General features: G+C 64.1%; 19 protein-coding genes. 11 read left to right on the forward strand and 8 right to left on the reverse strand.

Translation table 11 applies throughout. The features are described from left to right. Nucleotides 1-66: 66 nt before the first annotated feature. Complete coding sequence (gene arsH, locus H6718_27230; GenBank protein MCB9589137.1) at nucleotides 67-888, reverse strand: arsenical resistance protein ArsH; 822 nt, start codon at nucleotides 886-888, stop codon at nucleotides 67-69. On the opposite strand from arsH, the gene H6718_27235 reads away from it, so the two are divergent. The 7 genes from H6718_27235 to H6718_27265 all read left to right on the forward strand — a co-directional run bounded on the left by H6718_27235 (nucleotide 829) and on the right by H6718_27265 (nucleotide 9,192). Beyond that, nucleotides 829-1,779 (forward strand): pirin family protein, encoded by a 951-nt coding sequence (locus tag H6718_27235; protein ID MCB9589138.1) that lies wholly within the window; start codon nucleotides 829-831, stop codon nucleotides 1,777-1,779. The genes arsH and H6718_27235 overlap by 60 nt on opposite strands. A gap of 81 nt (nucleotides 1,780-1,860) precedes the next feature. Further along, nucleotides 1,861-2,769 (forward strand): hypothetical protein, encoded by a 909-nt coding sequence (locus H6718_27240; protein ID MCB9589139.1) that lies wholly within the window; start codon nucleotides 1,861-1,863, stop codon nucleotides 2,767-2,769. Beyond that, a complete protein-coding gene (locus H6718_27245; protein ID MCB9589140.1) occupies nucleotides 2,766-4,598 on the forward strand; it encodes a hypothetical protein in 1,833 nt (610 codons plus the stop codon). The genes H6718_27240 and H6718_27245 overlap by 4 nt, the downstream gene beginning before the upstream one ends. A gap of 81 nt (nucleotides 4,599-4,679) precedes the next feature. Beyond that, nucleotides 4,680-6,575: a PAS domain-containing protein gene (locus H6718_27250; GenBank protein ID MCB9589141.1), complete on the forward strand. Its 1,896-nt coding sequence runs from the start codon at nucleotides 4,680-4,682 to the stop codon at nucleotides 6,573-6,575. A 55-nt stretch (nucleotides 6,576-6,630) separates the two neighbouring features. Further along, nucleotides 6,631-7,449 carry a Crp/Fnr family transcriptional regulator gene (locus tag H6718_27255; protein MCB9589142.1) on the forward strand — a complete coding sequence of 273 codons (819 nt, stop codon included), beginning with the start codon at nucleotides 6,631-6,633 and terminating at the stop codon, nucleotides 7,447-7,449. Between the two features lie 58 nt (nucleotides 7,450-7,507). Further along, on the forward strand, nucleotides 7,508-8,221 hold the full coding sequence (locus tag H6718_27260) for a hypothetical protein (protein MCB9589143.1): 714 nt from the start codon (nucleotides 7,508-7,510) through the stop codon (nucleotides 8,219-8,221). A gap of 23 nt (nucleotides 8,222-8,244) precedes the next feature. Beyond that, on the forward strand, nucleotides 8,245-9,192 hold the full coding sequence (locus tag H6718_27265; GenBank protein MCB9589144.1) for a lysophospholipase: 948 nt from the start codon (nucleotides 8,245-8,247) through the stop codon (nucleotides 9,190-9,192). Here the strand turns inward: H6718_27265 and H6718_27270 are convergent. The 4 genes from H6718_27270 to H6718_27285 form a co-directional block, all read right to left on the reverse strand. After that, nucleotides 9,182-9,622 carry a hypothetical protein gene (locus H6718_27270; protein MCB9589145.1) on the reverse strand — a complete coding sequence of 147 codons (441 nt, stop codon included), beginning with the start codon at nucleotides 9,620-9,622 and terminating at the stop codon, nucleotides 9,182-9,184. The genes H6718_27265 and H6718_27270 overlap by 11 nt on opposite strands. Nucleotides 9,623-9,666: 44 nt before the next feature. After that, nucleotides 9,667-10,110: a hemerythrin domain-containing protein gene (locus H6718_27275; protein MCB9589146.1), complete on the reverse strand. Its 444-nt coding sequence runs from the start codon at nucleotides 10,108-10,110 to the stop codon at nucleotides 9,667-9,669. Nucleotides 10,111-10,296: 186 nt separating this feature from the next. Beyond that, entirely contained in the window at nucleotides 10,297-10,665 is a 369-nt protein-coding gene (locus H6718_27280) for a DUF779 domain-containing protein (protein MCB9589147.1), read from the reverse strand. A 13-nt stretch (nucleotides 10,666-10,678) separates the two neighbouring features. Then, nucleotides 10,679-12,196: an aldehyde dehydrogenase gene (locus tag H6718_27285; protein ID MCB9589148.1), complete on the reverse strand. Its 1,518-nt coding sequence runs from the start codon at nucleotides 12,194-12,196 to the stop codon at nucleotides 10,679-10,681. A gap of 199 nt (nucleotides 12,197-12,395) precedes the next feature. Here H6718_27285 and H6718_27290 point away from each other — a divergent pair, with 199 nt between their 5' ends. Both H6718_27290 and H6718_27295 read left to right on the forward strand, forming a co-directional pair. After that, nucleotides 12,396-14,378 (forward strand): sigma-54-dependent Fis family transcriptional regulator, encoded by a 1,983-nt coding sequence (locus H6718_27290; GenBank protein ID MCB9589149.1) that lies wholly within the window; start codon nucleotides 12,396-12,398, stop codon nucleotides 14,376-14,378. A gap of 24 nt (nucleotides 14,379-14,402) precedes the next feature. Next, complete coding sequence (locus H6718_27295; GenBank protein MCB9589150.1) at nucleotides 14,403-14,852, forward strand: GNAT family N-acetyltransferase; 450 nt, start codon at nucleotides 14,403-14,405, stop codon at nucleotides 14,850-14,852. Between the two features lie 71 nt (nucleotides 14,853-14,923). Here H6718_27295 and H6718_27300 read toward each other — a convergent pair whose 3' ends face one another. Then, nucleotides 14,924-15,757 carry a TIGR02452 family protein gene (locus tag H6718_27300; GenBank protein ID MCB9589151.1) on the reverse strand — a complete coding sequence of 278 codons (834 nt, stop codon included), beginning with the start codon at nucleotides 15,755-15,757 and terminating at the stop codon, nucleotides 14,924-14,926. 98 nt (nucleotides 15,758-15,855) lie between these two features. Further along, nucleotides 15,856-16,377 carry a hypothetical protein gene (locus tag H6718_27305; protein ID MCB9589152.1) on the reverse strand — a complete coding sequence of 174 codons (522 nt, stop codon included), beginning with the start codon at nucleotides 16,375-16,377 and terminating at the stop codon, nucleotides 15,856-15,858. 459 nt (nucleotides 16,378-16,836) lie between these two features. On the opposite strand from H6718_27305, the gene H6718_27310 reads away from it, so the two are divergent. Together H6718_27310 and H6718_27315 are read left to right on the forward strand one after the other, a co-directional pair. After that, the gene (locus H6718_27310) at nucleotides 16,837-17,307 is read left to right on the forward strand and encodes a hypothetical protein (GenBank protein MCB9589153.1); all 471 of its coding nucleotides are present in this window, start codon (nucleotides 16,837-16,839) and stop codon (nucleotides 17,305-17,307) included. A 164-nt stretch (nucleotides 17,308-17,471) separates the two neighbouring features. After that, nucleotides 17,472-19,064 carry a hypothetical protein gene (locus tag H6718_27315; GenBank protein MCB9589154.1) on the forward strand — a complete coding sequence of 531 codons (1,593 nt, stop codon included), beginning with the start codon at nucleotides 17,472-17,474 and terminating at the stop codon, nucleotides 19,062-19,064. On the opposite strand, the gene H6718_27320 is transcribed toward H6718_27315, so the two are convergent. Continuing rightward, entirely contained in the window at nucleotides 19,010-20,179 is a 1,170-nt protein-coding gene (locus tag H6718_27320; protein ID MCB9589155.1) for an EAL domain-containing response regulator, read from the reverse strand. The genes H6718_27315 and H6718_27320 overlap by 55 nt on opposite strands. Between the last annotated feature and the right edge of the window lie 143 nt (nucleotides 20,180-20,322).

The following is a 20,322-nucleotide window of genomic DNA, read 5'->3' on the forward strand; positions in this document are numbered from 1 at the left end:
CAGTACGCATCGTCAAACGCGTACTGCCGTTGCCGCGCGGTCTTCGTCGATTCCAAAATTCCCGACTCAGACTCCTAGCCCCTTTTTCAGCTGCCCGGCCTCCCGCAGCTGCTTTTGCTCGCTGTAGCGCGTGGTCAAGACATCCACGCGATCACGCAAGAGCAGCGTCATGCGGAACAGCTCCTCCATCACGTCGACCACGCGGTCGCGGTAGCTTGAAGGCTTCATGCGTCCGTCGTCGTCGAACTCTTTCCAGGCTTGGGGCACCGAGGACTGATTCGGGATCGTGAACATGCGCATCCAGCGACCGAGGATGCGTAGCTGGTTCACCGCGTTGTAAGACTGGGAGCCGCCGCTCACCTCGAGCACCGCCAGGGTGCGACCTTGAGTGGGGCGCACCGCGCCGTCGTTCAAGGGCAACCAATCGATCTGGTTCTTGAACGCGGCGGTCATGGAGCCGTGTTGTTCCGGACTCACCCACACGTGGGCTTCGGACCAGTTCGAGAGCTCGCGCAGGCGCACGACCTCCGGATGGTCGTTGGACTGACGATCGAAGACGGGCAAGCCATTCGGCTTGAAGATGCGAACCTCTGCGCCAAAGCGCGTCAGCACGCGTTCACACTCCTCCGCGAGGTAGCGGCTGAAGCTCTTCTCTCGCAGAGACCCATAGAGAATCAGCACGCGCGGAGGGTGGGTGGAAGGCGCCGAGGCCAGGCTCTGCAGCACGTTCTCGATGTCGTGAGGCGGCAAGTCGTCGTCGATCAGGCTCACTGGTTGCTCCGTTGGTTGAGCCTTTACACCGGCTGCGCGCAGAGTCACACGCTTTGAATGAGCGTCCACACCGATCCTGAACCTGCAGCGTGTATCGACTGCAGCCACGTGTCTCATCTGGAAACGTTGATCGACGGCCGCGGGAAGGATCTCGGCGGCCTTGAGGTGCGCCGCGTGTTGCCCGCAATCCGGCAGCGCCGTGTGGGACCGTTCATCTTCTTCGATCACTTCGGAGAGCAGGGCGGGCGCCTCGTCGGCGGGATGCAGGTGCGCCCTCACCCCCACATCAACCTGGCCACGGTGACCTATCTGTTCGAAGGCGCTATTTTGCATCGCGACAGCCTCGGCTCGGAGAAGGTGATTCGACCTGGCGCGGTCAACTGGATGACGGCTGGCAGGGGCATCGTGCACTCCGAGCGCATGCCGGATGAGGTGATTGAGAACCTCCACGGCGTTCAGGTTTGGCTGGGGTTGCCCCAGGCGGACGAGGAGATCGAGCCGCGCTTCGAGCATTACCCCGCGGAAGGAATGCCGGCACTGGAGCAAGACGGGGTTAGCCTGCGAGTGATCGCTGGCGAAGCCTACGGGTTACGCTCCCCGGTCAAGGTGCACTCCCCGATGTTCTACGTCGACGCGGAGCTCTCAGCGGGCAGCACCGTTTCTCTTCCCGACGGATACGCTGAACGCGCCGCCTACGTCGCCGTGGGCGAGCTCGAAAGCGTCGGCTCAGACGGAGCTAGCGTATCCGTCGGCGTAGGACAGATGGCCGTCTTTTCTGGGGGTGAGGGTGCGGCGGTCAAGGCCACGCGCGACGCCCGAGTGATGCTGCTCGGTGGCGCGCCGCTGGATGGCGACCGCCACATGTGGTGGAACTTCGTCTCGAGCCAGCGTGAGCGCATCGACGAGGCCAAGGCCGAGTGGCAACGTCTGACGAGCGAGGGCAAAAGCAGCCGTTTCGAGAGGGTGCCGGGAGACGAAGCGGAGTTCATTCCGCTGCCTGAGCGCTGACGAACGGCACAGAAGGAGCGGCGCAGGGAAGAAGCTCGTCGGTTTCTGGCGTTTTCCTGCAGTAACCACGAGAACGAAGCCATGCGTCCCTCCTCTCGAAGCCTGCGCTGGGCGGGACTCCTACTCGCACTAGGAGTCTTGCCGGCGGCGCTCGCCGTACGCGCCTCCCAGCGACCAGACCCTCCCCCATCTCTGTCCAACGCCGCGCCGGTCAAGCAGCTCGGTCAGTGGGTGTGGACGACTCGCGACGCGGAGCGCTTTTCGGTCGCGCACCAGGCGGACCAAGCGCTGGTACCGGCACTGCTAGTCGGAAGCGTGCGTCGGGAGAGCGGTCAGCTCAGGATGCGCCGAGGCATCGACCCAGTCACCACCGGCACCCGTCGCGTCGCCGCGGTCGTGCGTCTGGAAGACAGCGTCCACCCGGCGCTCACTCAGCACTCAGTCAAGACGTTCGCGGGCGAGCTCGAGGCGCTACTGAATCCTCTGCTGCTCGAAGTGAGCAAGAGCGGCGTGGAGCTTGCGGAGCTCCAGCTCGACTATGACGTCCCTGTCAGCAAGCTCGGGCTCTGGGCGGATGCCTTGCGGGAACTGCGCAAAGGGCCCCTCGGGCTCGTTTCCTTGTGGATCACTAGTGTACCGAGTCACGTCGCCGACGCGCGCTACGGCGAACACCTGCGAGGCGTGGTCGACGGAACCATTCTGCAGTTGTTCGATACGGGACTGAAATGCTCGAGCATGAACCAACGCAAGCTGGAGAATCAGCTTACCAAGCACGGTTTGCCCTTTCGCATTGGAGTCGGTGCGTTCGAACGCGCGCGGACGAACTCCGGGACGGAGCCTGCCAAGGCGGCGAGCGACCACGGCTGCTGGCTCCAGCGCTCCGTGTCGTTCCGTGAGGATCCACTCTACCGCGGCACGTGGGTGTTCGCAGCCAATCAGGACACACTGGGAGCACTTCGCGTCCTGGCAACGACAGGAAGTTCATCGTGAGTGCGCGCATCGACGCCAGGCGTTGCTTGGCGAGTTCTGGCTGGCTCTTGGAGCGAGCGTTGTGGTGTGGCTTCGCCGCCCTCGTACTGTGGTTCATCGCACCGCCACCTGATGCAGAGGCGTGTGGAGGAGCCGACTACGGCAACCTGAGCGTGCTTCGCCCCCTGGACTCGCAGCTCAGCGAGCTCACGTACAGCGAGGTGGACTGGGACTTCGCTCGGGCAGAGGAGCTGACCTTCGCCTACCCATTGGTGAAGAGCGATCCCAAGGCCTATGCGGAGTTCGAGCGCTATCGCAAAGAGGAGCCGACTCAGGCCAAGCTCTCGCTGAGCGCTCTCGACGCCGCGATGGCAAAGGGCGATCTCGACGCCGCCGAGGCGGAAGCCAAGCGTCTGACCACCGCGTGGCTCGACCTGCCGTCGCTGAGCGCCGTCCCGTTCAACTCTGTGGCCGAGTCAGCAAGCGCTCTACTCGAGGCAAAGCGTAGCCTCGAGCCGCTGGGCAAGGACAAACGCGCAGCCTACTGGGCGAAGCGACCGAGCTCCAAAGCCAGCGACGAACGTGTGGCGCTGAAGAAAGCCCTGACCAAGGACATCCCCAATGGTTGGAAGAGTGAGATAGCGCGCCTCACCCCCAAGCAAACCTTCACTTCCCTGAGGAACCAGCGCAGCGACTGGCTCCGCAAATACCCGGGGCACGCTCTGGCGGACGACGTGCGCTTGTGGGGCGTCCGTATCGAGTTCTTCGCGGGAGACTTGGACGCGGCGTGGGACATCTTGCTGGACGTCTACAAGCGTCACCCCCAGCGCGCAGCGAGCGAGATGTACTACCTGCTGCGTAACGGCAACCCGCCCAGCGCAGCGGTGTTGAGCCGAGTGACAGATCCGCTGCTACTCACCTCACTCAGCAATGAAGACACGCTCAGCGCGGGGCGCTGGGATGGCCTGTGGAAGCTCAGCGAGACGGCACAGAAGGCGAAATGGTCGATCAACCTGCAAGAGCGCCTGCTTCACTGGGCAGCCAGTCAACCGAAGGCTCAGGCGCTGCCGGCGAAGTTTCCGCGGCAGAGCCGGGCCCCGACGGCATTCTGGGGGAAGGCACGGGCGATCGCGCTGGCGAAGCATGGGCAGACTACTTCCGCACGTAAACAACTCGAGCGCACTCCCGCGGACGCCCAGCAGGCCGCGTTGCTCGGAGGGCTGTACCTCAATGCCAGGCAGCCGGAGCGAGCGCTCGCCCTGCCCAAGCTGTCGACCCACTCTCAACTCTACCTGGTGCGGGTAGCGCTGTCGGACGCGCAGCTGAGGAAGCAGCGAAAGCAAGCCAAGGGCGAGCTCCGAACGATGCTCGACACCGAACTCGCAGCACGCGCCAAGAGCTGGAGCGCAGCGCAAAAGCTGGTACGCGACCGCGCCCGGAAGGACCGCTACACGGAAGCGGCGCGCCTCCAAAAGAAAGACACCCTGGCGTACGCGCGCTACTTGGCAGAACACTACACGCAGCTCTTTGCAGAGGTCGACTCCGGCTTCTTGCGTGGCCTCAGCGTGCACTACGAAGACCTGAAAGCTCCAAATGAGCGTCGCGCAGTGGAGCGGGCGATGGAGCGCGGAGACGAACGCTGGCGGGCCCTCGAAGCGTACACCAAGTGGCTCGAAAAGCACTCGAGTGCACCCACTGCGCGCCAGGTGCTGACGGAGGCGGATCAGCTTTACATCCGCATGACCAGCAACGGCGGCGCGAGCGGATTCTGGCAGGCCCACGCCGGCAAGACGAAGCTCGTGGCGCGGCTACGAAAGGTGGGCAAGACCGTTCGGGCGAACGCTCACTAGCCCCGCGAAACGGATCGCGTGCCTCGCGCCGACACGATCGCTAGTTTCCGCGAGCCAGCTCCGGTACTTTCTCGATGGGAAATGTCGGGGGACGAGCTGAAGGGCTTCACCACCGCTGAGATAGAGCATGCACTGCGTGCCTCAGGGGTAGCGATTTGGGTCTGGGACCCAAAGTCCGACGTGGTGCGCTGGTCAGACACCGCGAGCCACATCCTACCGATTCTTCGCGGAAACAATTCTGCAACGCTACAGGACTTCGTTCAGCTGATTCACCCCGATGATCGGGAGCGACTGTCCGCTGTGATTGCCGCCTCGCTACGCGGAGCATCGAGTGAACCCGCGATTCAGTACCGAGTTCTCCACGGCGATGACCGAGATCACTGGGTCGAAGGGCGCGGCGCGGTGGTGCTGAACAAGCGCGGCGAAGTCGACTGCATGCTCGGGGCGGTGCGCGACGTCACCGCGCAGAAAACGTTCGAGCAAGCTTTGCAGCAAAGCGAGGAGCGCCTCCGGCTCTACTCGGAGCTCGCCTCGGACTACGTCTACCAAGCCGATCTGGTGTCCCTCGTGCCCACGATTCTGGCGGGCTCCTTGGAGCAAGCCACGAGCTACAGCCCCCAAGACGTCGCCGCGCGCGGTGGTTGGTTGAACGTCATCCATCCCGACGACATCCCCGACGCGACCGAGCTGGCAAAGGCGCTCAACGCGGGTAAGCCCTTCATGACCGAGTATCGCGTCATCGATCGCGATGGGCAGGTGCGCTGGCTGAAGGACCGCGCGCTGCCCCTGATGGACGCCACGGGAAAACCGACGGGCGTGATCGGCGGGGTCCAAGAGGTCACCGAACTGAAGAGCCTCGAATCTCAGCTCGTGCACTCCCAGAAGATGGAAGCCCTCGCACGCCTGGCCGGCGCGGTGGCTCACGACTTCAACAACCTCCTGACCGTGATGTGGGGCGCCGCCGATCACTGGGGCGCCGAGCGCGACGCCGACGCGACGGAAGCGAAAGCTGACCTGGAGTCGGCCCTCAAGCGCGCGACGGAGCTGACGCGGGCGCTGCTCGCGTTCGGGCGCAAGCAGGTCGGCGTTTCGCAAACGATTGATATCGATGCGCTGATCACTTCCGTACGCACGCTGCTTCAGCGCGCGGTTGGAGAACGCGTGCAGTTGGACACGGACCTGAGCTCCGACGGCGCGACGCTGATGGGAGATCCAGGGCAGTTTCAGCTCATGCTGCTGAATCTCGCGGTCAACGCCCGAGACGCCATGCCCGATGGGGGGCGGCTGCGCATCACGACTCGCCGGGGCGTGCCTCCCAAGGTCGTGGCATCGCCGGATTCTGAGTCTGTGCTGGTTCAGCTCGCTGACACGGGCGTGGGAATCACGGGTGAGGTGTTGCCCCATATTTTTGAGCCCTTTTACACCACGAAGCGCGAAGGTCGGGGTACCGGCTTGGGCCTTGCGACGGTGCACGGCATCATCACTCAACTCGAAGGCAGTATCCTCGTGGATACGTATCCAGGGGTGGGCACGCGCTTCGACATCTGGCTCCCCATCGCCAGCGCCTCAGTCCCAGTCGCGGCCCCAGCGTCTGTAAGGCAGCGCATCGGTGGACTCGAGAACGTCCTGGTGGTCGAGGACGATCCACTGGTCAGGCGCACTACAGTGCGCGCTCTCAAGGCGCTGGGCTATCATGTGCAGTCCGCGGAGAGCTCCGAGCGAGCGCTGGAGCTGCCCGATCTAGACGCGGTCGCGCTACTCGTGAGCGACGTCCGGCTGCCGGGGATGTCCGGGCACGTCTTGGCTAGTGAACTAAAGAAGCGCTTCCCCGAGCTGCAGGTCTTGCTGGTCAGCGGCTACGCGGAAGCGGTACCGGAGTACGCCGACGCGGAGCAGTTCCCCTTCCTCCGCAAGCCGTTCGCACCCGGAGTCCTGGCTGAGCGCGTGCGGAACCTCCTCGATCGCCGAGACCGCTAGCCGCGACCAGCGGCGCTGCTTGGCCTCGACCGAAGAGTGATATGGTCGCGAGGTCGTGTCCGACGAAGCGCCCTTCACCGCTATCAAGCAGCTCCCGCCGGTGCGCGCCCTTGGGCGACAGCTGGTCAGTCTGCTCAACCGACGGGAGGAACGCACGGGGCGCCCCACGCGTCAGCCTCAGCGAGGTGTGTGGGCGCTCGGCGGGGCCCAGCTGTTTGACGGCTCGGCGAAGTCTGGGCTCGAAGAACTCGTAGCCAGCGCAGAGCGCAGGCGGTTGAGTCGTCGGAGCAGCCTGCTGCTCGAAGAGCAAGACACTCGAGTCTGGGTGATCGTTTCCGGGGGGATCAAGCTCTGTCGAACCAGCGCCCTCGGCGGGCGGTTGGTGGAGGCGATTCTCGCGCCGGGGGACATCTTTGGGCGGCTTTCCACTGGAGGCGCACCAACGGCGCTCGAGGTCGAGAGCCTGGAGGCCAGTGAGCTTGCCGGACTGGCGCGCGACGCTTTTTCCACCCTGCTCCGCGAGCACCCGGAACTCGCCCTCTCGGTGCTGCAGGAAGTCGAAGATCGTCAGCAGCGCCTGGTGCGGCGCCTCGAGTCGTTGGTCTTCAAAGACGTTCGGGCCCGCGTCGCGGAGACCTTGCTCGAGCTCGCCAAGGAAAACCACGGGCCCTGCCAACATGGGTTCGCCGTGGATGTGCGGATCAACCAGCAAGATCTCGCCGAACTGGTCGGCGCCACGCGCCAAATGGTCAATCGCGTGCTCGGCGAACTGAGCCGCGAACTGTACGTGCAGCGCGTGGGAAAGGTGATTTGCGTGCTGCACTTGGAGCGCTTGGAGCGGCTGACTTCCGCTGGCACTGAAACACCCGAATGATCGCCCCGGTGTCCACCAGTTGACAGACACCACATCCACGCACTGGCAAGAAGCACCCATGTCACCCACTCGACTGTGGCGCACCCTGCCTCCCTTCACGTTGCCTGCGCTCACGCTGTGCTTGTCCTCCCACCTCGCTCTGGCAGAGCCTCGGGCTGAGTACGCGGATGCGAGCGAGCTAAACCCCGAGCCGACCCCGCACCTCGCGGAAACGGCCATGTTCGCCCGCTATCAGCGCTCCACCGAGAGCTCCCCCGTCGATGTCTCGGTTTTCGAAGGCGCGACCAGCAACCGGGTGTATCTCGGACGCAGCGTGAACTACTGCCTCGGACTGGACGGCTACGCAGGGGGCGGTGACCCTGGCGCGAGCTATGGTGCGACGCTCTTCATATTGGGACTTGGCGCGCGCTCGCAGAGCCAACACTTCATCAGCCTCTGCGGAGGGGGCGGGTTTGACAGACTCGGCGATACGCTTCCCGTCGGATTCAAGCTGACACCGGAGCTGCGCGCTGGGGTGAGCCTGGGTCCGATACGACCGCTCATCTATTTTCAGCCGAGCTGGCAGCTCAAGAGCAACCGCCAGCGGGCAGACGAAGACTACCCGTTCGACGACTTCGAGGCAGGCCTCTGGTTGCGTTTTGGTCGCCAGCATCACTACTGGCAAGAGCTCTCCGCAGCGGGCGGGTTGATGCTTGGTGTGAACTACACAGACCGTGCGGGAGTTCGCCAGCTAGGCGTGTCGCTCGGCTTCGACTTCGCGGGAGGCGTGTGATGATCCGCACGAGTAAGAGAAACATGGCGGTTCGGCTGAGCTGCGTGGTTGGTATGTGTGCTTTGGCGCTCGGAGGTTGTGCGCCTCCCATACGAGCTGCGAGGCTCCCGGACACGACGGCGCAGGCACCTGAAAAAAGCCACACGGAAACGCTCTTCGCCGCGAACGACGGCTTGAAGCTCTATCGCCAGAGCTGGAAGCCGAGCGCCGCGCCAAGGGCCGCCTTGGTGATCCAACACGGGCTCAAGTCTCATAGTGGTGACTATACAGCGTTCGCTAGGGCCATGGCGGCCCGCGGTTTCGCCGTCTACGCAGCCGATATGCGCGGCCATGGTCGCTCCGCGGGACAACGCGCGACCCTCGATGACTTCGACCAGCTCGTGCGCGACCTGCAGCAAACGGTGACGCTTGCGCGCCGTGAAGTGCCGCAGCCGATGCCGCTGTTCCTGATGGGGCACAGCGTCGGCGGCGCGCTCAGCGCCTTGTACGCAGAGCAGCATCAGAGCGACTTGGACGGACTGGTACTGCTGGCTCCAGCGCTGCGAGTGGATCGGATGCCAGTCGAGGCTGCGGCGACTCCGTTCTTCGGGACGCTGCTCCCCAACGCACCCTTGGTGGATGTACCGAACGCGTGGTTCAGTCGCGATCCGGCACGCGTCGCCCAGATGGATGCCAGTGACCTGGTGTATCAGCCAGCGGGCCCCGCGCGAACCGGCGTTGCGCTGTTGGACGCGCTGGAATACGTATGGACTCACCCCCAAACGATCCAGATCCCGCTCTTGGCCTTACACGGCACCGCAGACAAAGCGACGGATCCGCGAGGAAGTGCGGAGTTCGTGAAGCGGGCCAGCTCCTCGGACAAGCAGCTATTGCTGTACCGCGGGCTGTATCACGACCTCCTACACGAGCCAGAGAAGACCCACGTCACAGGAGACCTGCGCAACTGGCTCGAGAAGCACGTCAGTCCTTAGGCCAGCCCCGCCGGATGCGCGCGCGGTCGACGCTACCGTACCGGTCGGCTTGCTTCTCTGGCCAGCCGTCGAAGTAGTGCCGCCAGCGCTTGCCGGTGACCTCACGGTAGGCGATCGCGTAGGCCACGCGAGAGACGGACGGCACCCCAATCAGCGCCAGGTAGAGCGGCCCTAGCATGCGAGACTGGAGCGTGTGACCAAACTCGTGGTCGCGAGTTGCTTCGTCCAAGAAGAAGTGTCGTGACGGCTTTGGCTCCGTCCAAAACACGAAGTACCCCAGGGAAACGGCAACCCACTCCGATTCGATGAACAGCCGCTGGCGCGCATGAGTCTCGCTCTTTGCCCCCCGAAGCGCGCGGTGCAACCCGAGCAGGCCCACCCCAAGCAGGTTTTGAGGGAGTTCCCACAGCGCGAGAGCAAGCGGCGTCATGACTCATGCGCTGACACGGGCGCCAGCAAACTGCAAGTGAGAGCCTACTCTGCAGCTTGCGCCTGGTCGTAGTAGGCCTCGAACTCCCGCAGGGCGCGCTGCTTGTCCTGCTCGCTGAGCGCCTTACCGGCGACCTGGAAGATCTCGTGCTCTTCCTCGGCCATGTGGTGCTCATTCAGCTCACACAGCACCTTCGCCTTGGCGACCCAGCCGGAGCTGCTCATGTCGTGGTTGGCTAGCTCCTCGAGCTTGTCACGGATCTCCTCGTGCTCCTTGACGGAGTGCGCTGCGTGCTCACGCCCCATATCGGTCGAGAGCAGCGTCGCGTAGAAGGCGCGCTCTTCCGCCTCGGCGTGGGTCTCCATCGCCTTCTTCAGGCGCTCGAAGAGCTCGCGGCGCCCACGAGAATCCCCGTGAGTCTTCACCACCAGCTTCATCAGCGTGCGTTGAACGTCGTGGTCGGCCCGTAGTCTTTCGAAAATCGTCATGCCCAAAGGCAATGCAGACAGCGGGCCAACCACCCAGCACCGCATTCCCCGCGGATGCGTTTCAGGCCACTGTGGCAAGTTGCCAAGCATGGGACAAGCTGACGCCGACAACTCGGCGGCGATCAGGCAATTCTTCGCGGTTGGATCGGTTGGGGGTGAGGCGCACCTACCTCACCCCGCGGACCGTCATACCCTACAAACGTCGGAGCGAATGATGAAGCGCACGCCTTCGGGTGCCTCGATGGAGAAACCCGAGCCGCGCCCCGGCACCACATCGAGGGTGAGGCGCGTGTGCTTCCAACGTTCGTACTGATCGCCACCCATGTAGAACGGCGTGTCCCCAATCTCACCGAGCAGCACGTCCCGCACCCCGAGGCGCAGCTCTCCGCGCGGATAGCACATGGGCGCGCTCCCATCGCAGCAGCCACCCGACTGGTGAAACATCAGCGGACCGTGCATCGCGATGAGCTTGGCGATCAGCTCGAGCGCGGCGGGGGTGGCGTCGACCTGCGCCTCTCGAGGAGGCGCAGGGTCGGTGTCAGTTGAACCTGACATGCGAAGGATCCCCTTAGAAGAAGCCCATCGGATTCGGGTCATAGCTGACCAGGATGTTCTTCGTCTGCTGGTAGTGCTCGAGCATCATCTTGTGGGTTTCACGCCCGATGCCTGACTGCTTGTAGCCGCCGAACGCCGCATGAGCGGGGTACAGGTGGTAGCAGTTGGTCCAGACGCGCCCAGCCTCGATGGCGCGAGCTGCGCGATAGGCGGTGTGAGTGTTGCGAGTCCACACCCCCGCGCCAAGCCCGTAGAGGGTGTCGTTCGCGATCTTGATCGCCTCGTCGAAGCCATCGAACTGCGCCACGCTGACGACGGGGCCGAAGATCTCCTCTTGGAAAATCCGCATGGAGTTGTTGCCTTCGAACACCGTCGGCGCGACGTAGTAGCCGTCTTCCATCCCCTCTAGCCGAACGCGCTCGCCACCGGTGAGCACCTTTGCGCCCTCCTTCTTGCCGATGTCGATGTAGGAGAGGATCTTCTCGAGTTGGTCGTTGCTCGCCTGGGCGCCGAGCTTGGTGTCCGTGTCCAGGGGGTTCCCCGGCTGAGCCCGCGCAGCGCGCGCGACGGCGCTGTCCATGAACGCGCCGTAGATCTTCTTTTCGACCAGCGCGCGTGAGGGACAGGTGCAGACCTCACCCTGGTTCAGCGCAAACATGGCGAAGCCCTCCAGCGCCTTCTGCCGGAATGCGTCGTCCTGATCCCAAACGTCGGCGAAGAAGATGTTCGGGCTCTTGCCGCCAAGCTCGAGGGTCACGGGGATCAGGTTCTCTGACGCGTACTGCATGATCAGGCGGCCGGTGGTCGTTTCCCCGGTGAAAGCCACCTTGGATACACGGCGGTTCTGGGCCAGCGGCTTGCCAGCCTCCACACCGAAGCCGTTGACGATGTTCAACACACCCGGCGGCAACACCTTGCTGATGAGCTCGGCGAAAAGCAGGATGGTTGAGGGCGTTTGCTCCGCCGGCTTCAGCACCACGGCGTTGCCCGCTGCTAGCGCTGGCGCGAGCTTCCAAGCCGCCATGAGCAGCGGGAAGTTCCAGGGGATGATCTGCCCGACGACTCCGAGCGGCTCCTTCACGTGGTAGGAGACGGTGTGCTCATCGAGCTCCGCCATGCTCCCCTCCTCGCTGCGTAGGCATCCGGCGAAGTAGCGGAAGTGGTCGATGGCTAGAGGCAGATCTGCTGCGAGGGTCTCGCGGATTGGCTTGCCGTTGTCCCAGGTCTCGGAGACGGCGAGCATCTCCAGGTTCTCCTGCATCACATCGGCGATGCGATTCAGCACCTGCGCGCGCTCGGCGACCGGGGTCTTACCCCACTTCACCTTCGCTGAATGCGCTGCGTCGAGAGCGAGCTCGATGTCTTCAGCAGTAGAACGCGGGATCTCGCAGAATGGCTTGCCGGTGACCGGTGAGATGTTCTCGAAGTACTGCTCTTTCTTGGGCTTTACCCACTCACCCCCGATGAAATTCGCATATCGAGACTGGTAGTTCACTTTGGAGCCGGCAGTGTTGGGTCGTTCGTAGCGCATGATTCTTCCTCCCTCTGTGGGTCTGTCCGGGGCGCCAGTGCACGGCGCGGGCCAAGGCGAAACACTGCGGAAAACTCCGGCAATGGGTGGTAGCGCTCGACGAAGTGGAGCGACCCGCGACAAGACAGGTGTTGCGAAACGAATCAGAAACCTGGGCTAGCTTGTTTGGCTGCCGACTGAGGCATACGCTTCTTGAACAGTGCTCGACCCGCTGTTGCTCGATCACGCGACCGAAGGGACTTGGCTCGACTTTCAGTCCAAGCACCCACGCGGAATTGCGTTCGGCGCTCACCTCCCGGTGATCAGTCACTGGGAGCGCTCGCGCACGCTGGGCGCGCCCATCGACGGGCCTCGACCCGAAGACGCGTTGACACGCGGAAATGAGCTCCGGGAGCGCGCGGAACGCGTGGAACCGGTGCTCCACGACGGCTTCGAAGTGCTGCAACGCACCGCCGCCAGCGTTGGCAGCCAGGACTACATGCTGCTTGTCTCCGACATGGACGGCGTGATCGTCAACGCGAGCGGCGGTGGCTCGTTTGCATCCGAAGCGCGTCGCGTACTGTTGATGGAGGGCGCGAGCTGGAACGAGTCGATACGCGGCACCAATGCCATCGGCACCGCCATTGCCGCGGGGAGACCGGTCATCGTGCATGGCACCGCGCACTTCGCTCGGCCCTACCACGGGCTGGTGTGCTACGCGGCTCCGGTGCACGACGCGGACGGCACACCGGTCGCCGTCCTCGACGCCACGTCGCTGGTTGCCCGCGCGGACAACGCCATCGCCTCAGCGGTACTGGCGGCTGCATCCGCATTGACCGAGCTCCTGCGGCTCCGTGCGTACTCCCTGGCGGGCGCTGCGGTCACCCGCGCGCTTGGGCGCAGCCTCGAGCGCATGAACTGCCCCGTCGCGCTGGTCGAGCCGCCTGGGCGAGTGTCTCGCTTGAACAGCCCGGCGCGACAACTCTTCGCTGGAAGCGAAGCAACTCGTGACGTGGGCGCACTGTTGGGGCTTGATTTTCAGCAGCTGACGCAGCTCGCTCTATCCGCGACAACCCTCGAGGTTTACTCACCAGTCAGTGGGCGCGCACATCGGGTGCACGCTGAACCCATCGAGAGCGGCGGCCGGGTGATCGCGCTGCTGGTCTTCATGGATCCGACCTCGCGGCTGTCCACGATTCCGCCTCCGCCAAGGGCGCCTGCGAGCGTGCCTCGCAAGGACGCCTTCTCGGAGATCTTCGCGGAGGACAAACCGACGCGCACGGCGCTCGACTGGGCACGACGCATCGCGCCTAGCGACATCCCGATCATGCTCCTCGCGGAAACGGGCTCAGGAAAAGAGCTGCTGGCCAGCGCGATCCACGGCGCCAGCAATCGTGCTGCCGGACCGTTCGTCGCAGTCAACTGCGGCTCCTTCAGTCCTTCGCTGCTGGAGAGCGAACTCTTCGGTTACGCGCCGGGGGCGTTCACTGGGGCAGAGAAGGGCGGACGGCACGGTCTGCTGCACGCCGCGCGCGGTGGGACGTTGTTCCTCGACGAGGTCGGAGAGATGCCCCTCGCCATGCAAGCCGCGCTGCTGCGCTTCCTCGAGTCGGGGACCTACCATCGTGTGGGGGAGACCAAGCAGGAGCACGCGGATGTGCGCGTGTTGTGCGCGACGTGCCGTGACCTGCCAGCGCTGGTCGAGGAGGGGACTTTCCGCAAGGATCTATTCTATCGCCTCAAGGGCGCTACGGTCACGTTGCCACCGCTGCGCTCCCGCAGTGACAGCGTGAGCCTAGCCAGGCACCTGCTGGCGCAACTCGCCGCCAAGCACGAAGTCGTGCCCACACCCGGGCTCTCAGCGGAAGTAGAAGCGTTCGTCGAACGTCACCCCTGGCCAGGCAACGTCAGGGAGCTCAAGAGCACCCTGGATGTGGCGCTCGTCCTAGCGCAAGGCGCTGGAAGCGTGGAGCTCAGTCATCTGCCCCCGGATCTCGTCGCGGATCAGGAACCCGCGCCGCCAAGCAATGGGCCTGAGAATCAGCTTCAGGAGGCCCAAGGTTGGGCGGTGCGCCGCGCACTCCAAGAGGTCGCCGGCAACGTGAGCCTGGCCGCCAAGCGCCTCGGGGTCGCTCGCAGCACGCTCTACCGCATGATGCGCCGACACGGCGTCGACCTGAACGAAGTCAGCAAGAAGGGCTGAGCCGCGCTGACTGACTTCGCCTACTTGAGCGACCATCCAGACGCCGTCGACGAAGTCGCAGCCTGGTGGTTTTCAGCGTGGAAAGGTTGGCCGTACCCGGACAGCCACGGCGTCGCCGAAGAACTGCGAGGTGAGCTCAGCTGCGACGCGTTGCCGGTTCAAGTGGTGGCTCTGGAAGCGGGCACGCCGGTAGGCTCCGCGGTGCTGAAGCCTCACGAGATGCGCCAGAGCTTTCCCGACTTTGAGTTTTGGCTGGGCAACGTCTACGTGATCCCGGCGCGACGCGGAAAGCGGCTCGCCTCCAAGCTCGCGCTACACGTTGAGCGCATTGCCGTCGAGCGAGGCATCCCCCAGTTGTACTTGGCCACCGAGCAGCTCGATGGCGGTCTCTACGCGAGGCTCGGCTACGAGCCGGTCGTGCAAACGGAGAAGCGCGGCGCTCAGGTGCTGGTGATGGTCAAGCGCCTGAGCTAGCGCTTGTAACACTCAATTTCCGCATAACAATTCGTCCGCAACCCGAAGCCGCGCACTGGCATCCAGTCCGACTACGCAGTCGCAAAGCGGCGCTTGAACGCGCCCAGCGTGCCGCGGTCTTTGCTGCGGTCATACACCGCGAACAGCACCCGCTCGAAGCAGCCAGCGAAGCGCGCGGAACCGAGGTGCTGACCGAATGCATCGGCCACCATCGACGGCTGATTGCGAAAGACGCCGCAACCCCACGCTCCGAGCACCAGCACACGGTGCCGCTGATCGGCAGCGACCATCAGTACCTTGGCCGCGCGGCGACGGAGTGTCTCTTCCACCGCGGGCAAGCAACCGGTGTCTCGCTTGAGTGCCTCACCAGCGTTGGGTGCAGGCGCAGTGATCACCCCAGCAAAAAACGGCTCGTCGATCAGGTCCGTGCTGCGCGAACGAAAGAACGGAACCGCTGGAGAGTAGATGATGTGATCCGTGTAGAGCATGGAATCCAGCGCGCGGTTCACCTTGTAATACGCTTCGACGCTGGGTGAAGTGAGACACGGGTGCAGCGCCGAACAGCGGGTGACGTCCTCTTCTTGCGCCTTGGCGCCATTGATGAATCCACCACCGGGATTCCTAGCGGAAGCGAAGTTGAGCAACGCGACGCGGCTCTCTCCCTCGCTAGCCAAGCGCCGCGCCCCGACCTGAGTCGTTTCGTCGCTGACTTCGATGCGTGGAGCAGGACCCGGCCCTCCCGGTAACGCCAGCAGATCATCAAGCTCGTTTGGTGTGTAAAGACGCGTCCCTACGACCGCCGCCTCGATCTGCGAGCCAATCTCGACTCGCCCCCCCGTGGGGCCAACGTAGGACCCCGCGTCGCAAATCGCGAGGGTATCGCGAGCGACCTGTTTCAGTGACATAGTCCGCTTGGTGTAGCACGAACACTAAGCCACGCAAGGCACCGCTCCGACGATTTTCTTTGGGGGGAGGCGCGTCGTGACCGCGTCTGAAGGCATCCTTAGTCATCGTCGTCGTGCTCAGCCCCAGCTGCACGCACGGTCGGCTTATCCCCAGGGAAATTTTCGGAGGAGAATGCCGCCGCGGCCCCGTGGGTGTACACTAGGCGGCCGCCCGCCTCACCGGTTTGGTAGCCAAGCGCGAGCACACCGAGGGTACCCGCCACCGACGCCGCCGCGATCCCGAGACCACTCCGCTTGCGAGACAGCGCCGCCCCGACCAGCATCAACCCCAGTACCCCAGCGCTCGCCAGCACGAACCGCTTGGCCGCGTGTTCGTGAGCACTGATGTGCGTCTCCGCGACGACGCGCTCCACACGTTCTTCGTCCGCTTCTCCGCTCTGGAGCGCGAGCACTCCAGAGCCAACCAGCAACAGCTGCAACAAAACCGCGATCACCCACGCCCGGCCTGGAAGCCACTGGCGCCACCAGGCGATTAGCAGACCGCCCGCGACGAGTGGCATCAGCACCGCCAACGCGATCGGCAGGTGTACCAGCTTGGGGTGGAACAACATCGAGTCCATCAGCACCTCCAGTTCCTCCCAAACGTGGTGCCGGTCCCCCTCCTCGGCTATCCGCCGAATGTCGGACTCATCTAACGTTACGTCCGCTAAACACCGCGTTAACGGACCACGGTTCATCCGCACGGCAGTCATCGTCTGGTTGGTCCCCTCAGAAGTGTTGTCCAGGCGCTGGGAGGTTTGCTTCAGAGCACCTCACCCCCCAATCCCGGCGATCAAGGTGCACCGCCTGCGAACCTGGCAGCATTTTCCCCATAGAAATATAAAGCAACAATCCTGGAACATCGGCGTTGGTGTTCGACACGAGTGTCGCGTTGAATGGAACGGCCGCTCCTGGCGGAAACTACGATTAGTGCGATATCCGCCGACGGTTACACCCACTAGGGTGGTAGCGCGACGAGTACCGAACCCCTACGTTGCGCGCATTCCCCCTCCGCGCCCCACCCCGGCGCAAGTTGCCCCATGTCTTTACGACCGATTCTGGCGCCACAAGGCCTGCCTGAAGACGAATACGTGCGCACTGCTCTCTGGAGCGCTGAAGGTGATCTGGGACGCATCATCGATGCACCAACGAGTTCCCTTGATGCGTACGTAAGCCACCTGAAGAAGCTGCGCTTCCTGGACAGCGGGCCGGCACCGCTGGTGTGCTTCGTGGATACCCGCGCCTTGGGCGTCGTGCTCATGGCGCGCGCGCTGCTCGAAGCAGAGGTTCCCTCGTTGGCTCGGGCGAGCTGGCTATTGCTGCTTCAGGAGGGACGCGCGGAACACTTTGCTGCGTCTGCTGAGCGCCTTGGGACCCTGGACGACTCCGTCGATGCGGTTCCGCTGTGGAAGTCGCGCGCCGGCCAGTACTTCGTGGTGGTGCCCCCTACGCCACCAATCGCACGCCTACGTGCCCGCTGCGCGGAAGCGCAGATGCTCGCGATGTTGTGAGTCAGGAAAGTACTGCCTCGAGGAAACAGCAAAACGCGCCACGCTTCCAGCATGGAAACGTCTTGGGCCTGCCGAATCCAGATTGAACGGCCCTAGAGGCTAAGAGATAGTAGCGCAGCAGTCCTCCCAGGAGAAGGCGGATGCGCGCTCTTGATTGAGTCCCTATGCACGCGAGATTCCTTTCCGCCGCCGCTCTGGGCACCGCCCTGTTGTGGTTCACACCAGCCACCGCTCAGACCCTGCAGGTCAGCGACCTGCAGATCGCCCGCAACGTCGACATCAGTGCCTACGGGCCTGTGGGCGGGGCAACAGTGGGCCCTGATGGCAGCGTCTACTTCTTGGGTGCCAACCAAGCATCGATTTACCGCGTCGCCACTGACGGCAGCATCAGCCTCGTAGTCGCGAATATCGGGCGCTTTGCGGCCGGTCGTAGCGACATCAAGATCGGTCGCGACAACCTGCTGTACGCCCTCAAGACCGACGCATACCCCGCGGAAATAACCCGTGTCGCCCTCGATGGAACGGTGCAGCCGCTGCTCGCCACCATCGACGATGGCGGCACCAGTAACGCGGCAGGCTTGGACTTCGACCATCAAGGCAACGTGTACGCTTCTGACAATAGGAGCTACATCTCGGTGGTCACTCCGGCGGGCCAGGTCAGCCAAGTCCCAATCGGCATCTCGGACATTGACGAGATCGAGCACGGCATCGACGATTCCTTCTTCGTCACTGGATCCGACGACTCCTCACCGTCCGTCACGCGCATGGATCACACGGGGGCGACCTCCACCTTCGCCGTGATCCCCGGCAAGAACCCGACTGCAATGGCGCTCGACTTCGTGACGAACACGCTCTACGCAGCTGCCGAGCGTTCCAGCGAAGTGCTGCGCATGCGAGATGCCAACGGAAACGGCTCGATCGAGCCAGCCACGGAAGTAGAGGTCGTACTCACGGGGAAAGCACCCCTCGACGTCGCTTACGGTCCGTCGTCATCGGGCAGCGGCTATTCGATCTATGCCCTCGACGGCACCGGGCTCCTCGAGCTCAGCGGCCTCGCCACCTGGGATCGCGATCTCGGCCCCCGCATCGATGACGACCAAGACGGCTACTGCGAGAGCGGTATCGACCAGAATGGAGACGGAGATTGCTTGGATGGGGGTGAGAACACCACCGATAGCGACTGCGACGACGCCGACCCGACGAGCTTCCCCAACGGAACCGAGACCTGCGATGGCCGCGACAACGACTGCGATGGCAGCACCGATGAAGACTTCCCCACCCTCGGGGACACGTGCAGCTCCGGCATCGGTGCCTGCGAAAACTCCGGGTTCGTCGTGTGCTCGACGGATCAACTCGGCGTGGAGTGCGACGCCGTCCCTGGCACGCCCAGCGCTGAAATCTGCGGCAACACCGCAGACGAAGACTGCGACGGGACGGCGGACGAGTGCGCTGGCGGAACAGGCGGGACAGGCGGTTCCGCAGGGATGGGAGGTACGGGAGGCACGAGCGGTGGAACCGGCGGAGGCGCGATCGGTGGCTCCGGCGGCGACGAGCAGTACGACGGTGGCGGCATCGAGGCAGATGGCGGCACCGCCAGGAAGAAGCTCGATGACGATGGCTGCAACTGCAACCTCGCCTCCAACAGCAACTCCCGCGGCGCGTGGTTGGTCGTGATGGGACTAGCCGCGCTGCTCCGTCGCCGCTACCAGTTGGCTCGAGGCAGTGGGGGCCCCGGCTTCGCGAAGCGAAAGCCCTGAAGTAGGTCGCAGCCGAGGTCGACCAGCACGTCACGCTCGGCTTCCGTCTCGATCCCTTCGGCAACGACTAGCGCGCCGAGCTCCTGACACAGAGTCACCATCGAGGAAACCAGGCGCCGCTTCACCAAGCTGCCGTGGATCCCGCGCACGAGTGAGATGTCGAGCTTGACGATGTCCGGCTCGAGCTGGGCAAAGCTCGCGAGACCAGCGTATCCAGCGCCGAGATCGTCCACGGCAATGCGGAAGCCGAAGCTGCGCAAGAGGCCCACGCGCCCTTGGGTGTCGTGTACGCGATCCAAGGCGGCGCGCTCCGTGATCTCGAGTACCACCCGCTCGGCGTATGCCGTCAGCGGCGCATCCTCAGCAAAGAGTTCGGGATCCATCAAGTCCCAGGGGTGGAGGTTCACGAACATCACTGAGCTCGCCTCCGTCCTGGCTAGCTGACGCGCCACGTGTGCGCGAATGGCTCGACCGAGGGCCCAGACCGCGTTTAGGCGTTCAGCCGCTGTCAGTACGGCGGCGGGCTCGTACAGGCTACAGCCTTGGGTGCGCAGCAGCGCCTCGTAGCCAAACACAGTGCGTTGCTTGGCAGAAACCAGCGGCTGAAAGGCCATCCACAGCGAGGCCACGGCTTGAGCAAACTCTGCCTCGAGCGCAGCCATTTCCCCAGGGCAACCAATGCCAGTCCCCAAAACCGTAAGCGTCTCGAGCTGGACGGAGGCCAGGGCGCGCAGTCGCACCGCCCTCCCCACCACCTGTAGCAGCTCTGCAGCCGCAATTGGCTTCAACAGGTAGCGCAAGGCCCCGTGCTCCAGTGCCTCGACCGCTGACTTCACATCTGGCGCGCCAGACATGAGCACGACCGGGATGGTGTGATGTCGGCGACGGATCGCGCGCAAGAGCTGGATGCCGCTCATCTCTGGCATCGCGACATCGCTGATCACCACGTCGACCGTCGATTCCTCCAGGGCCTCCACCGCGCTTGCACCGTCGATACAGCAAGTCACGACGTACCCGGCATGCTCGAGATGTCGCGTCAGCGCCCGGAGCAACATCGGCTCGTCGTCGACCAACAGCACATGGGCTGGTCGTGGAGGATTGGAGCTGCCGGCCACACTCTGGTTGTGTCCTTAGCTCCCGCGATTTTCAAGCCCGTCCGCTGCTTCGTTGCAACGTGATGTCACAGCGTGCAAAGGGCCCCTCGATGCACCGATTGTGTCATTCAAGGTAGTCTCGACACCGGTGTCGACGGACGGGG

Source organism: Polyangiaceae bacterium (assembly GCA_020633205.1).
GTDB lineage: Bacteria > Myxococcota_A > Polyangia > Polyangiales > Polyangiaceae > JAHBVY01.